This window comes from Streptomyces sp. NPDC107517 (genome assembly GCF_055582645.1).
The window spans coordinates 21,537-34,396 of sequence record NZ_JBVJPM010000026.1 but is presented as its reverse complement, the minus strand read 5'-3'; the positions used below and the strand labels follow the sequence as shown (position 1 = coordinate 34,396).

General features: G+C 69.9%; 13 protein-coding genes. 8 read left to right on the top strand and 5 right to left on the bottom strand.

Features of this window, described 5'->3' with window-relative positions:
* Positions 1 to 46 precede the first annotated feature (46 nt).
* Positions 47 to 829 (bottom strand): 2-keto-4-pentenoate hydratase, encoded by a 783-nt coding sequence (locus tag ACZ67T_RS37215; protein WP_469990259.1) that lies wholly within the window; start codon positions 827 to 829, stop codon positions 47 to 49.
* A 316-nt stretch (positions 830 to 1,145) separates the two neighbouring features.
* Between ACZ67T_RS37215 and ACZ67T_RS37210 the strand changes: the two genes are divergently transcribed.
* From ACZ67T_RS37210 to ACZ67T_RS37190, 5 genes are read left to right on the top strand one after another with little or no spacing between them, the layout of a single operon-like run.
* Entirely contained in the window at positions 1,146 to 2,096 is a 951-nt protein-coding gene (locus ACZ67T_RS37210; RefSeq protein WP_469990257.1) for a fumarylacetoacetate hydrolase family protein, read from the top strand.
* Positions 2,093 to 3,361 (top strand): oxidoreductase, encoded by a 1,269-nt coding sequence (locus tag ACZ67T_RS37205; protein ID WP_469990256.1) that lies wholly within the window; start codon positions 2,093 to 2,095, stop codon positions 3,359 to 3,361. The genes ACZ67T_RS37210 and ACZ67T_RS37205 overlap by 4 nt, the downstream gene beginning before the upstream one ends.
* On the top strand, positions 3,358 to 4,248 hold the full coding sequence (locus ACZ67T_RS37200; protein WP_469990254.1) for a VOC family protein: 891 nt from the start codon (positions 3,358 to 3,360) through the stop codon (positions 4,246 to 4,248). Before ACZ67T_RS37205 ends, ACZ67T_RS37200 begins: the two co-directional genes overlap by 4 nt.
* Entirely contained in the window at positions 4,245 to 4,649 is a 405-nt protein-coding gene (locus ACZ67T_RS37195) for a nuclear transport factor 2 family protein (RefSeq protein WP_469990253.1), read from the top strand. The genes ACZ67T_RS37200 and ACZ67T_RS37195 overlap by 4 nt, the downstream gene beginning before the upstream one ends.
* Before the next feature lie 36 nt (positions 4,650 to 4,685).
* Entirely contained in the window at positions 4,686 to 5,090 is a 405-nt protein-coding gene (locus ACZ67T_RS37190) for a nuclear transport factor 2 family protein (protein WP_469990252.1), read from the top strand.
* Positions 5,091 to 5,228: 138 nt separating this feature from the next.
* On the opposite strand, the gene ACZ67T_RS37185 is transcribed toward ACZ67T_RS37190, so the two are convergent.
* The gene (locus tag ACZ67T_RS37185; RefSeq protein WP_469990250.1) at positions 5,229 to 6,551 is read right to left on the bottom strand and encodes an MFS transporter; all 1,323 of its coding nucleotides are present in this window, start codon (positions 6,549 to 6,551) and stop codon (positions 5,229 to 5,231) included.
* A gap of 355 nt (positions 6,552 to 6,906) precedes the next feature.
* Here ACZ67T_RS37185 and ACZ67T_RS37180 point away from each other — a divergent pair, with 355 nt between their 5' ends.
* The gene (locus tag ACZ67T_RS37180; RefSeq protein WP_469990248.1) at positions 6,907 to 7,842 is read left to right on the top strand and encodes an alcohol dehydrogenase catalytic domain-containing protein; all 936 of its coding nucleotides are present in this window, start codon (positions 6,907 to 6,909) and stop codon (positions 7,840 to 7,842) included.
* A 34-nt stretch (positions 7,843 to 7,876) separates the two neighbouring features.
* Entirely contained in the window at positions 7,877 to 9,196 is a 1,320-nt protein-coding gene (locus ACZ67T_RS37175) for an MFS transporter (RefSeq protein ID WP_469990246.1), read from the top strand.
* Positions 9,197 to 9,262: 66 nt separating this feature from the next.
* Here ACZ67T_RS37175 and ACZ67T_RS37170 read toward each other — a convergent pair whose 3' ends face one another.
* From ACZ67T_RS37170 to ACZ67T_RS37160, 3 genes are all read right to left on the bottom strand, one after another.
* Positions 9,263 to 10,033 (bottom strand): GntR family transcriptional regulator, encoded by a 771-nt coding sequence (locus ACZ67T_RS37170; RefSeq protein WP_469990244.1) that lies wholly within the window; start codon positions 10,031 to 10,033, stop codon positions 9,263 to 9,265.
* A 150-nt stretch (positions 10,034 to 10,183) separates the two neighbouring features.
* Entirely contained in the window at positions 10,184 to 10,876 is a 693-nt protein-coding gene (locus tag ACZ67T_RS37165; RefSeq protein ID WP_469990242.1) for a DAK2 domain-containing protein, read from the bottom strand.
* A gap of 17 nt (positions 10,877 to 10,893) precedes the next feature.
* Positions 10,894 to 11,889: a dihydroxyacetone kinase subunit DhaK gene (locus ACZ67T_RS37160; protein ID WP_469990241.1), complete on the bottom strand. Its 996-nt coding sequence runs from the start codon at positions 11,887 to 11,889 to the stop codon at positions 10,894 to 10,896.
* A gap of 187 nt (positions 11,890 to 12,076) precedes the next feature.
* On the opposite strand from ACZ67T_RS37160, the gene ACZ67T_RS37155 reads away from it, so the two are divergent.
* Positions 12,077 to 12,859 (top strand): class I fructose-bisphosphate aldolase, encoded by a 783-nt coding sequence (locus tag ACZ67T_RS37155; RefSeq protein WP_469990239.1) that lies wholly within the window; start codon positions 12,077 to 12,079, stop codon positions 12,857 to 12,859.
* Position 12,860: the final 1 nt, after the last annotated feature.

Sequence of the window (12,860 nt, the reverse complement as noted above, 5' to 3'; positions counted from 1 at the left end):
CGTTGATGTCGTGCGACCCGAAGGGGCCGGGGAGGGGGAGTGTGGGTCAGCTGAAGTAGGTGGTGACGCTGCCGAGCCCGGCGAACGCCGCGGTCACCTGGTCGCCCGCGGCAACGGGCACCGAGGCGGTGATGGAACCGGGCAGCACGAGGTGGCCGGCCTCCAGGACGACACCTCGCGCGCCGACGGTATTGGCCAGCCAAGCGAGGGAGTTGAGCGGTGAGCCGAGCACGGCGCCGCTCGCGCCGGTGCCGGCCGGCTGCCCGTTGTGGTGCACCGTGCAGCCCATGAGGCGCAGGTCGAGCCGGTCGAGGGGGACGGGGGTGCTGCCGAGGACGACGCCTCCGGAGGACGCGTTGTCGGCGACGGTGTCGACGATGCCGATGCGCCAGTCGCGGATGCGGGAGTCGATGATCTCCAGTGCGGGCAGGGCGAAGTCGACCGCGGCCGCCGCGTCGGCGACGGTCACGCCCGGGCCGGTCAGCGGCCGCTTGAGCACGAAGGCGATCTCGGGCTCGATCCGCGGCTGGAGGTACTCGGCAGTCGGCACCGCCTGGTTCTCTGCGTGCACCATCGTGTCGAGGAGGTGGCCGAAGTCGGGCTGGTCGACACCCATTTGGCGCTGCATCGCCGGAGAGGACAGGCCGACCTTGTGGCCCTTGACCCGGGCGCCCTCGGCGAGCCGCCGGTGGACCTGGAGCAGCTGGATCTCGTAGGCGTCGGCGAGCGTGAGCCCCGGGAACTTGTCGATGAGCGGGTCCACCGGGACGCGGGAGGCGTAGGCGTCCAGGAGGAGTTCGGCGGCCTCCGTCAGAGCCTTCGACCTCATCGCGATGCCGCCCGACGTGCCCTGGGCGAAGGGGTGTTGACGTGCTTCATGGTGATCTCCGATCGGAGCGCGCGGGGCTGGTTCACGACTGACCCTGAACCGGAGAAGCGGCCCGCCTGGACAAAACTGTGTTCAGTTTCGGGTATCTGTGTCAACCCTTGACGCCTGATGAAAGTGTATGCAGTCTGATGTCAACCCCCCGGTTCCACGGCACGAGACCGCCGTACGAAACCGCAGTCGTGCCGCCTTGGCCTCTGTGGCCATCGGTCCGCCCGCCGCACTGCGACCGGGCGTCAGTCGAGCGTGAGGAGTGCATATGTCCGCATGGAGCCTGGTGACTTGCCGTCCCAAAGGTGCTGATGCGGCGACCTGTGTCGCCGTCGCAGACGCCACCGGGATGGTGTGGCACCACCCGGCGCTCGCCCCCTACCCGGACGTGGGAGCCGTCGTCCGCGCCTGGGACGAGGTCGAGCCGCTCCTGTGCGGCTGGAGCCCCGACGATGCTGAAACGATGCGGGATGTCGAGGTGATCGCCCCGCTGCCCAGGTCCGGCAAGCTCATCTGCGCCGGCGCCAACTACCGGGACCACCTGGCCGAGATGGGCGTGGCGACGGTGCCGGACGATCTCGAACCGTACTTCTTCCTGCTGCCGACCACGTCGATGGCGGCTCCCGGCGATCCGGTGGACTTGCCGGTGACCGCGGGCGCGCGCGTCGACTGGGAGGCCGAACTCGGCGTCGTCATCGGCAGGGCTGCCCACTGTGTCTCCGTCGAGCAGGCACTGGACTTCGTCGCCGGGTACACGATCGTCAACGACATCTCGGCGCGCGGACTGCACGCCCGCCCCAACCCCCTCGCCCCGCCGTTCGCCTTCGACTGGCTCTCGTCCAAGGGGCGTGACACCTTCACGCCCGTCGGCCCCGGGGTCACCCCGGCGTGGTTCGTGCCCGACCCGCAGGCGCTCCCGGTGCGGCTGTGGCGCAACGGCGTCCTGGAACAGGACGGCAACACCAAGGACATGATCTTCTCCGTGGCCGAACTCATCGCAGCGGCAAGCGAGTTGATGACCCTCGAACCCGGCGACGTCGTGGCCACCGGAACCCCCGCCGGCGTCGGCGTGGCCAAGGGCCAGGAACTGCGGCCCGGCGACATGCTGCACATCGAGATCACCCCCCTCGGCTCGCTGCGCAACCCCGTGCGGCGGGCGGCCGAACCGGCCACGGCCGAAGGCCCGCGGCCTACCGTGAGCAACCAGGAGCCCCGATGACGACCACGGCGAACAGCTCCTCCACCGGAGCCGGCGGACCAACGGGAGCCGCTGCGGCAACCGGAGCGACCGGACCAGCCGGAGCCGGCGCAGCCGACTTCGCGCCGCTGTTCACCCCGCTGACGGTGGGCAGCCGCAGCGCCCGCAACCGCATCGTGCACGCCCCCATGTCCGTCTGCTACGGCAACACCGACGGCACCATCACCGACCGGGAGATCGAGCACTACGCCCGCCGCGCCCAGGGCGGCGCCGGCATCGTGATCACCGAGAACTTCGCGGTGAGCGCGGCCGGGCGGCAGATGCCGCTGCAGACCCTGGTGTGCGAAGAGGAACACGTAGCAGGACTGCGCCGCCTCGCCGACGGCATCCGCCGCCACGGCGCCCTCTCACTCGTCCAGATCGTGCACGCCGGGCGCTACGCGGGCCCCTGGGAGGAGTACGAGAACCGGCGCAGGCTCGCCCCGTCCGCCGTACCGTTCGAGCTCACCCCCGGACGCACCGTCACCCCGCAGGAGATCACCGAGGACGAAATCGAGGAGAGCATCGGGGAGTTCGTGCGCGCGGCGCAGCTGTGCGAACGCGCGGGCTTCGACGGCATCGACCTCCACGCCGCACAGGGATTCCTGATCTCCGAGTTCCTCTCGCCGCGCATGAACCGGCGTACCGACACGTGGGGCGGCGACTACACAGGCCGCACCCGCTACCTGCGCGAGGCCCTGCGCCGCATCGTCGCCGCCACCGGTCCCGACTTCGTCGTCGGCGTCCACCTGCTCAGCGACGAGCGCGTCGACGGCGGCTGGACGCTCGCGGAATCGGTTCGCCTCGCCCGCGAATTGGAGGACGACGGCGCCGACTTCCTCTTCCCGGTCCCCGCCACCTTCGAGACCATGCGGCTGCCCGGCAACAACCTGCTGGCCCAGCGCGCCTACACCGCCGGCGACTGCGCGGCCCTGTCCGCCGCCGTCGGCATCCCCGTCATCGCAGGCGGCGGCCTCGCCGACCCGCACGACGCCGCCGCGATCCTCACCGGGCAGCAGGCCGCGGCCGTCGCCCTGGCCCGCCCCCTCTTCGTCGACCCGGACTGGCCGCGCAAGGTCGCCACCGGTGCGGCCGGAACCGTACGCGGGTGCCCGTGCAATCCGCCGACCTGCCTGCGCACCCAGCTCACCGGCGCGCAGTGCGACCACTGGCCCGAAGCCGTGAAGAAGCAGGGCTACTACGGCCTGCAGGAGCCGGTGAACTCACCGAAGGAGGCCGAGAAATGATCAAGCTCACCGACATCGCGTATGTGCGCTCCGGAGTGGAGGACCTCAAGGGCGCCGTCCAGTTCGCCACGGAGATCGTCGGGCTCGAAGCGGTCGACTCCACGGAGGACGGCATCGCACACCTGCGCGCCGACTCCCGTGGCCGCTGCCTCACGTTCGTCGAGGGCCGCTCCGGCGTGATCTCCTGCGGCTTCACGGTTGACGGACCGGACGCACTCGCCGCCGCCGAGACCGAGCTGGAGCGCCACGGCCTGAGCGTGAACCGAGGCAACGCAGCGGACGCCCGCTCCCGTGGCGTCACCGAGTACCTCGCCTTCGACGACCCCTTCGGCAACCGCGTCGAACTCGCCGCGGCCCAGTACCGCACGGCCGAACCGCTGCACCTGGCCCGGCCCGCCTCCGGCATCACCGAGTTCGGCCACCTCTGCCTGGACGCTCCCGACGTCCACGGCGCGTACCGATTCTGGTCGACGCTCTTCAACGTGCGCGTCTCCGACTGGGTCGGCGACGGCGCCTGCCTGATGCGCATCGACGAGGTCCACCACAAGTTCGCGTTGTTCCGGGGCGACGACGCGGCGCTGTGCCACATCAACTTCCAAGTCGCCTCGTACGACGACCTCTTCCGCAACTGGCGCTTCCTCCAGGACCACGACGTCGAGATCCTCATGGGCCCCGGCCGTCACCCCACCTCCGGCTCGGCCTTCGTCTACTTCCGCGGCCCGGAGAGCCTCACGTACGAGTACGCGGTCGGCGGCACCCTGATCACCGACGAGGCGGCATGGCAGCCGCGCGTATTCGACCCGGCGATCCCGTCCTCCATCGACATGTGGCGCGGTCCCGTCGCGCCGACCACGCGCCAGCCGCAGCTGACAAGGGAGTCGTCATGACGCAGGAGAACGCCCAAGAGCGAGCCCGCATCGACGGACAACCGCCCATGTGGGTGCGGGAGTTCTACGCGGCCATGGACGCCCAGGATGTACCGGGCGTCACCAGCAGGATGAGCAAGGGCATCCGGATGCGCTTCGGCAACGCGCCGGCCCTGGTCGGCCTGGACGCCGTGCACTCCGCCTCGATGCAGCTCCTCGGATCGGTCGCGGGCATGAAGCACCTCGTCCGGCAGTGCTGGGTGTGCGGTGGCGAGGTCATGCTCGTCGCCGATGTCGAGTACACCCTTCACGACGGCAGCGTGGTCCGGCTGCCGGGCTCCACTTACATCCGACGCGGCGACGACGGGCTCATCGACGACATCCAGGTGTTCATGGACCTGGCCCCCGTCATGCCGGCGTGAGGGCGCACGCACATCCGACACGAGAGCGGAGACACCATGGACACGACTTCAGGCCACGCGATCCAGGCGATCGCCGAGCGGGTCCGACGGTCCGTCGCCGAGGGCGACATGAACACCTTGAGAGGGCTGTTCGCGTCGGACGCACGGGTGTGGCACAACGTGGACGACGCGGACAAGGGCGTCGACGAGAGCATCGCGTTCATCGAACTTCTGCAGCGGACGACCACCCGCCGTTGGTTCGAGCAGGTGCGGGTCAGCCCCACGCCCAGCGGGTACCTCGCCCAGCACTACATGTGCTCGGAGCTGATCGACGGTACGAGGACCCGGGTGCCCGTCTGCATGGTGGTCACACTCGAAGGAGGCCGCATCAAGAGAGTGGAGGAGTACGTCGACGGACGGGTGCTCGGATCTCCCTCGGAGACGGGTGGCAACGGCCTGTAGGACACCTCCCGCTCTCACGCGGCGGGAGGTGTCCAGTTCGTCGTGCGGGATCACGAGCGCCGTTCCGTTTCTGCCTTGGCCGCGCCGACTGCCGCAGTCAACGTGCGAGAGGAGGCGCTGAGCGGGATTCGTCTGGCCTCAGGCGCGGTGGTCCGCCGCCAGCGCTTCGGACACGGCTGCGGCAGGCGCCCTGTGACTGGGATCGGCAGAGGAACGGAGGGTCAGACTGAGGGCCGCGGCGACGAGGTAGAGGCCGACGAACGTCCAGATCAGAGTCGCCATGTGGGCGGTGCCGCCGAGCAGGCCGACCAGTGCCGGACCGACGAACGCGGAGAGCCCGGCGGCGAGGCTGTAGACGGCCAGTGCATTGGCGCTGTCGGCGCGCGGGACGAGGCCGGGCATGAGGGCCGTGAGCGGCACGAACCCGGCGAGCCCGATGCCGAAGGCGCCCCAGCACAGCAGCGTGATCCAGAAGCTGGGGCCGACGGCCTGAGGCACGTAGTAGAGGAGGAGCAGGCCGATCGCGCACAGCACGCAGCCGAACCAGGTCACCGTGCGTCGCCAGCCGATCCGGTCGCCGAGGACGCCGAAGAAGAGGTTGGCGAAGATGTTGGCCGTGTATACGCAGGTGACGAGGAGCAGATAGGTGTGCTGGGAGAAGCCGATGGTGCGGGTGAAGTAGAGGGGTGCCACGACGAACAGTGCGAAGTTCGGGGCGGTGTTGACGAGTCGCACAAAGGCCCCGGCGGCGACCCGAGGGTCGCGCAGGATCGTGATGCCGCGGACGAGTCCGCGCAATGCCCGGTCGGTCTTGGCGTGCGGCGGTGGTCCGGCGTGGCGGAGGTCGCGCAGGCCGAGCAGGGCGGTCAGCGCTCCGACGGTGACGAGGGCCGCGGCGACCCAGAAGGTGCCGAACTCCCCGACCAGCGGGATGGAGGCACTGGCGACCAGGGAGCCGAGGGTGGGCAGGCCGGCACCGAAGACGAACCAGAACCAGCCGACGGACGTGCCGCGTTGGGACTCCGGGGCGGCCTGGGTGATCCAGACCAGAAACGCGTAGGCGAAGAAGGGGTAGCTGATCCCGCGCAGGCCGTAGAAGACGGTGACCAGCACGGCCGAGTCGCTGGGGATCGCCCAGGCGAGCAGGGCGAGTTCGAGGACGATCCATGAGAAGGCGCCGTGGAACATGACGCGGCGGGGGCCGAGGACGGCGGACAGGGCGCCGGAGAGCCAGGAGCCGATGGCGACGAACGCGCCGTAGATGCTGATGGCGGTCGCGACATGGCTGGAGGTGAAGCCCTCGTCCTCCAGGAAGGGGGAGAGGTAGTTGCTCTCGACTCCGTCGCCGATCATGAAGAGCAGGACGCCGACATAGCCGAGCAGCAGGGGAGCGGGCAGTCCGATTCTGTGGAGGAGGGGCTGCCCGGCGGTGCGTGGGCGTGGGGACGTGAGGGCAGGCATGGTGATTCCTTCGCCGTCGAAGGGCATGGTCGGCCGGATTATGTACGTACAGGCCGTACTGCCCGGACAGTATGTAGCTCGACTCCGTGCGTCAATGGCTGGAGGTCAGTCGACTACCTGGTGTGCGCCGTCCGTAGGCGCCGCATCCATTAATTTTGTACGTACAGTCCGTAACGTATAGACAGTCCGGCTCAACCGTCCTACCTTGCTTGTGTTCGCCCCGGTGAGGGACGCCGGCGGCGAACCAGCCGGCTGGGCTTCTCCGCTCAGCCCGAGCCAGTGAGAGGACGCGACGATGCGTGCGGTTGTCCTGGACGGACAGGGATCGCCAACGATCCAAGAGCTGCCTGACCCCGTGGCCGGGCCCGGTGACCTCGTGGTCGCCCCGGCCGCGGTCGGAATCTGCGGTACCGACCTGCACCTGGCCGTCGGTGACTATCCGACGGGCCGGTTTCCTGTGGTCCCCGGTCATGAATTCTCCGGCACGGTAGTGTCGGTCGGTCACGGCGTGGAGGGCTTTGCGCCAGGTGACCGGGTCTGCGTCGACCCGAACGTGGCCTGCGGGACCTGCGAGCAGTGCCGGGCGGGAGCGACGAACCTCTGCCCCGACCTGGTGCCGATCGGCGTGACCACGGACGGGGCCTGCGCCGAACTGGTGCGCGTCCCGGCGAAGGTCGCCTTCCACCTGCCCGACGGCCTCGACTTCGCGACCGGCGCCCTGGTGGAGCCGCTTGCCTGCGTGCTGCACGCTGCCTCGCGCATCCGGCCGGTCAAGGACCAGCGGGTGCTCGTCTACGGAGCCGGTTCGATCGGGCTCCTCGCGGTCGCATACGCCCGGGCACAAGGCGCCAGGAGCGTCGACGTGATCGAGCCCAGTGCCGTACGCCGGGGCGCCGCCGTAGAGTTCGGAGCCGACGCGGTGCACGCGCCCGGACAGCGCCCCGCGGGGCACGACGTCGATCTGGTCGTGGAGGCGAGCGGCCACCCCTCCGCCGTGGCCGACGCGCTCGACCGGTTGGCCAAGCGCGGCACCCTGCTGCAGATGGGCGTGGTCAGCCCGGAGGCCTCGATCGACCTGTTCCCCTACGACCTGTTCGACCGCGAGCTGTCCCTGGTCGGCTCGCAGTCGCTGGCCACGGCCTTTCCCGACGCGGTCCGCGCGGTGATCGACCTGCCGCGCCTCGCGGAGCGCATGGTCACGCACACCTTCGGGCTCGACGACTACGCGCAGGCCCTGGAAGCGGCCCGCTCCGACAGCGCCCGCAAGGTCCACATCCTTCCGCAGCAGTGATGCCGCACCTGCGTCGACTTGATTGGGGACACCCATGTCCGCATCCGCTCCGCCGGCCTCCGGCGACCAGGGCCTGATCGAACGCCTGGGCCTGCCACGCCCGCTCCTGTGGGGGTTCGTCGGCCTGCTGCTGTTCATGATCGGCGACGGCGTCGAGTCCGGATACATAGCCCCGTACCTGCGTGACAACGGGGCCGGTACCGCCACACGGGCAGCCGTGATCATCACCGTCTACGGTGCCGTGGTCACCGCCGGTTCCTGGCTCTCCGGCGCCCTGTCGGACGTGTGGGGGCCGCGCCGCGTCATGTGGCTCGGTCTGGGGATCTGGGGCGGCCTCGAAGTCGTCTTCCTCGCAGTGGCCCTGCCCGCGCAGAGCTACCCCCTGATGCTCCTGACCTACGGGCTGCGCGGCTTCGGCTATCCGTTCTTCGCCTATGGCTTCCTGGTGTGGGTGCTGGCAGGCAGCCCGCCGCGCCGCCTCGGATCGGCGGTCGGCTGGTTCTACTTCGCCTTCACAGGCGGCCTGCCGACCCTCGGCTCGCTCCTGGCCAGCGGCAGCGAACCGCTCATCGGCGAGTACGCGACCCTGTGGCTGTCCCTGGTCCTGGTGGTGACGGGCGCCTTCATCGCGCTCCTCGGCATCCGCAGCGCCCAGGGCGGCGAGCGCCTCGCGGCGCCCGGTGTGTCCGCGGGCCGCTCCATCGCCAACAGTGTCGCCATCATCTTCTCGCAGCCGCGCATCGCGGTCGGCTGCCTCGTGCGGATCGCCAACACGGCCCCGCAGTTCGGGTTCCTGGTCTTCCTGCCCGACATCTTCTCCGACGACCTGCACTTCGGTACGTCGGGCTGGTTGCAGTTGGTCTTCGTCCTCGGCGCGGCGAACATCTTCGCCAACCTGTTCTTCGGCGTGCTCAGCGACCGGCTCGGATGGCATCGCACCCTGCGCTGGTTCGGCTGCGTGGCCTCGGCGGTCAGCTCCCTGTGCCTGTACTTCCTGCCGACTCACGTCAGCGGTGCGTACTGGCTGGCCGTGGTGTGCGCGGCCCTGTTCGGGATCACCCTCGCCGGGTTCACCCCGATCTCCGTCCTCATGTCGCTGATGGCACCCGGACAGAAGGGCAACGCCATCGCCGTCCTCAACCTCGGCGCCGGCGCAGCGACGTTCGTCGGCCCGCTGATCGTGGCCGTCTTCCTCAACACGCTCGGCCCCGGCGCAATCACCGTGATCTTCGCGGCGCTGTACCTGCTGGCGGCGGTGGCGGTGCGCTGGCTGACGATTCCCGAGGAGTCGCAGCAGGCCGTCGAGGACGACGAGCCGCTGGCGACCGTCACCGATCCGGCGGTGACCCACTGAGCCCCGACCAGGGAAACGAGAGGGCCGCCGTGCGTTGCACGGCGGCCCTCTCGTCCGTTCGCTCGGTCAGGAACCGGTCGCGTCGACGTTGACCTCCAGCGGCACGATGTCGCTGCGCACCCATGTGTTGTAGACGTCGAAGTACTGACCGCTCGGCGTCCACGACGTGGAGCGGATGTGCAGCACCGGCGTCGTCGGCCGGATCTCCAGGGCCTGCGCGATCTCCGGTGTGGGCGCCACCGCCCGCACGGAACGGTGTGCGCCGCCCAGCGTGAACCCGGCCTTCGCCAGCACCTGGCTCAGGGCGGCCCGGCCCTCGAGGACGTCGTCGCTGGCGGCGATGACCGGCACGAGCTCGGACGGGCTGTAGTTGATGCTGTACAGCGCCGGGACGTCGTTGAGCTTGCGCAGCCGCACCAGCTCGTAGCCGGCCGTCTTCTCCGGCACCTTGAGCAGCTGGCAGGCGAACGCGGGCAGGATCGTGGGGCCGTGCCGCAGCACGTGCGTGGTCACCGACCGGTTCTCGTGGCTGAGCGCGTTCTCCAGGAAGCCCTGTGGCTGCTGGATCGTCCACCCCTCGTCGGCGGCCCGTGCCCGGTTGGCGAACACGCCGCGGTTGGCGATCCGGGTCACCAGGCCCTGCGACTCGAGCACCTGAAATGCCTGCCGCACCGTGGCCCTTGACAGGCCGAACTCCTTGCACAGATCGTTCTCGCTGGGCAGCCGCTGCCCCTGAGGGATCTGCCCGTCCGCGAGGCGCTGCTCCAGCGCGTCGACCAGCTGCTGGTAATAGGGCGTCGACGACTGCCGGTCGATGGCCCCCGATGGCGACACCATGCGTTCCCTCCGCTGACTGAGGCGGCATACGGCCGCCGCTCCCTATCGTAAGCCCTGTACGTACTGTCCGTACGGGACTTAGTGAGGGGATATACCACTCGGCTGGGCGGGGGAGCGACCCGTCGGCCACGCCCCCGCTGCCTCGGCGCATCAGGCTTCGTTGATCCAGTCAGTGTCCACGGCAGTGCCGTTCCCCGATTGCGCGGCGGCCGCCCCCTGCAGGATGATCGCCGCGGCCGTCGCGCCCGGATCCAGTACGCCGCGTGCCACCTCCCCGACATAGCTGGCACGGCCGCGGCGGGCGAGCAGGGCCGCCGTGCTGCGCGCACCCGTCACGGCCGCCTCGGCGGCTCCGGCCAGAGCCCGGGCGGCGTCCGTGGCCTGCGGGGCGAGCTCGCCCAGAGACTGCGCGGCGGGGACCAGCGCGTCGACCATGGTCTTGTGGCCGACCTCGGCCTTGCCGTAACGCTGGACGGTCGCCACCGCGCTGTGCAGGCCATGGGTGAGCTCGGCGAGGGTCGGCTCGCCCGCACCGGCGCAACGCGCGAGGTCGCGGAAGAACATGCCGAACAGGGGGCCGCTGGTGCCTCCGGTTCCCAGGAAGCCGCGCGACACTGCGGTGAGCCACCCCTGGTAGTCGCGCGGCGGCTCGGCGGCGATGGCCTGGTGCGCCCGCCCCAGGGCGGAGGCGATGTTGTTGCCGAAGTCGCCGTCGCCGGTGAGCTGGTCCAGCTTGCCGAGATCCTGGGCGCGTCCGTTCAGGAAGATGTCGAAGAGCGACTCCACCCAGCGGCGGCCGAAGCCCTCTGCGAGCCTGATGTCGGTAACGGTCGTGGTGGTCATGGCAGTTCCTTCTTTCGTCACCAGGTCAGGGCGGGTGTACGGACGGCGGCGTCCCACAGGGGCAGCAGGTCGTCGTCGGCGGGGAGCAGCGTCACGGAAACACCGTGCATGTCCAGGGAGGTCACGTACGAGCCCGCGAGCGTGCGGGCCACCGTCACGCCCTGCGTGGCCAGATGCTGGTGCACGCTGCGGGTGCAGACCGACAGCTCCAGCGGGGAGAGGCCTCCGAGGCCGTTGACGATGGCGATGGCAGAGGCCCCCCGGCGCAGTTCGAGCGCGGCGGACAGAGGGCTGACCAGTTGGGCGATGAGGGTGTCCGCGTCGGCGAACGGGATGCGTCCGGTGCCGCGCTCGCCGTGGATTCCGACGCCCAACTCGACCTCGCCGTCGGGAAGTTCAAATGCGGGGCCGTCGGCTCCCGGGTGTGTGCCGGCCCGGACCGCGAGGCTGAGCGTACGGGCCTGACGTGTCACTCGGCGCCCGAGCGCGGCCACTTCGCCGAGGTCGGCCCCGGCCTCGGCGGCGGCTCCGCAGATCTTCTCCACGGCGAGCACCGCGGCCGTACCGCGCCTGCCGGGACCGTCGCTGACGCTGTCGGTGGCCAAGTCATCGTCGACCAGGACGACCTCGGTCTTGACGGCGTCGTCCCCCGCGAGTTCGCCGGCGATCTGGAAGTTCAGCACGTCCCCGGTGTAGTTCTTCACGATCTGCACGACGCCCCGCCCGGAGTCGGCCGCGACCGTCCCGTTGAGCACCTGCAGGGCGGTCGGACTCGCGAACAGGGCCCCCGGTACGGCGACGTCGAGCATGCCGGTGCCGACGAACCCCGCATGCAGCGGCTCATGTCCCGAGCCGCCGCCGGAGACGAGGCCGACCTTGTCCCGGGCGGGCCGGGCGCGACGGACGATGCCCTGCTCGCGGTCGTAGGACACCAGGTGGGGATGGGCGAGGGCGAGGCCCTCCAGGGCCTCCTCTGCTGCGTGTTCCGGTCGGTTGGTGATGTGCCGGTGCATGGCGTCGTGCTCCTTCGGCTCGGGTCTTGACCGCACTCACGCTAACGCCTACTGTTCGGACAGTACAGACTGTACGTACAACTTTGGTGTGTGTGAGGCCCTGAGTCGCCCGACCTGCACCGATCTGCCGCAGCCGCGCCAGCGACTGCCCCGCAACTGCCCCACGACTGAGAGGGACAAGACAGCCATGTCCATGGAATACCGGATGCGCCGCACGCTGCCCAGCGACCGGGTCGCCATCATCATGCCCGTCGACCACGGCCTGATCTTCAACCGGATCGAGGGCCTTCAGACCCCCTCGGCGCCCTTCGCGACCTGGGGAGACAAGGACGTCACCGGCTTCATGATGACGCCGGGCCAGGTCAAGCAGACCGAGGGCTTCTTCGCCCGCAACCCGCACCTGACCCGCGTACTCACCATCGACACCTACTACGACGTCACCAACCTCGACGGCGGCGGCTCGCACCAGCTCATCACCACGGTCGAAGAGGCCGTCCGGATGGGCGTCGACGCCGTCAAGATGCTCTTCCCGTGGAACATGTCCCGCGCCGAGCAGGCCGCCATGTGCAAGCGGGTCGGCCAGGTGGTCACCGCCTGTGAGGCGTGGGACATCCCGCTCGTCCTCGAGCCGGTCATCATGGGCGCGCCCCGCACCGAAGAGGTCATCATCGAAGAGGAGAAGGTCGCGCGCATCGCGTACGACCTCGGCGCCCACATCATCAAGATCGCCTTCCCCGGAGAGGAGCGCACCCAGCGCCTGGTCGAGGAGCTGAAGGTCCCGCTCGTCATCGCGGGCGGCCCGCTGTCCGGCGCTGCGGGGGAGACCGTCGACGCGGTGGCCCAGACCATCCGTGCGGGCGCCCGGGGTGTCATCGTCGGCCGGAACATCTGGCAGCGTGAGCAGGCCGAGGCGGAGAAGGTGCTGTCCGAGGTCGCCGCCCTCACCCGTAGTGTCAGCTTCGACGACTGAC

Coding starts and splice junctions, on each gene's coding strand:
- ACZ67T_RS37160 (WP_469990241.1), bottom strand. CDS start 11,889: ATGCACCGGCACATCACCAACCGACCGGAACACGCAGCAGAGGAGGCC.
- ACZ67T_RS37210 (WP_469990257.1), top strand. CDS start 1,146: ATGTCCGCATGGAGCCTGGTGACTTGCCGTCCCAAAGGTGCTGATGCG.
- ACZ67T_RS37185 (WP_469990250.1), bottom strand. CDS start 6,551: ATGCCTGCCCTCACGTCCCCACGCCCACGCACCGCCGGGCAGCCCCTC.
- ACZ67T_RS37205 (WP_469990256.1), top strand. CDS start 2,093: ATGACGACCACGGCGAACAGCTCCTCCACCGGAGCCGGCGGACCAACG.
- ACZ67T_RS37215 (WP_469990259.1), bottom strand. CDS start 829: ATGAGGTCGAAGGCTCTGACGGAGGCCGCCGAACTCCTCCTGGACGCC.
- ACZ67T_RS37200 (WP_469990254.1), top strand. CDS start 3,358: ATGATCAAGCTCACCGACATCGCGTATGTGCGCTCCGGAGTGGAGGAC.
- ACZ67T_RS37165 (WP_469990242.1), bottom strand. CDS start 10,876: ATGACCACCACGACCGTTACCGACATCAGGCTCGCAGAGGGCTTCGGC.
- ACZ67T_RS37170 (WP_469990244.1), bottom strand. CDS start 10,033: ATGGTGTCGCCATCGGGGGCCATCGACCGGCAGTCGTCGACGCCCTAT.
- ACZ67T_RS37190 (WP_469990252.1), top strand. CDS start 4,686: ATGGACACGACTTCAGGCCACGCGATCCAGGCGATCGCCGAGCGGGTC.
- ACZ67T_RS37195 (WP_469990253.1), top strand. CDS start 4,245: ATGACGCAGGAGAACGCCCAAGAGCGAGCCCGCATCGACGGACAACCG.
- ACZ67T_RS37175 (WP_469990246.1), top strand. CDS start 7,877: ATGTCCGCATCCGCTCCGCCGGCCTCCGGCGACCAGGGCCTGATCGAA.
- ACZ67T_RS37155 (WP_469990239.1), top strand. CDS start 12,077: ATGTCCATGGAATACCGGATGCGCCGCACGCTGCCCAGCGACCGGGTC.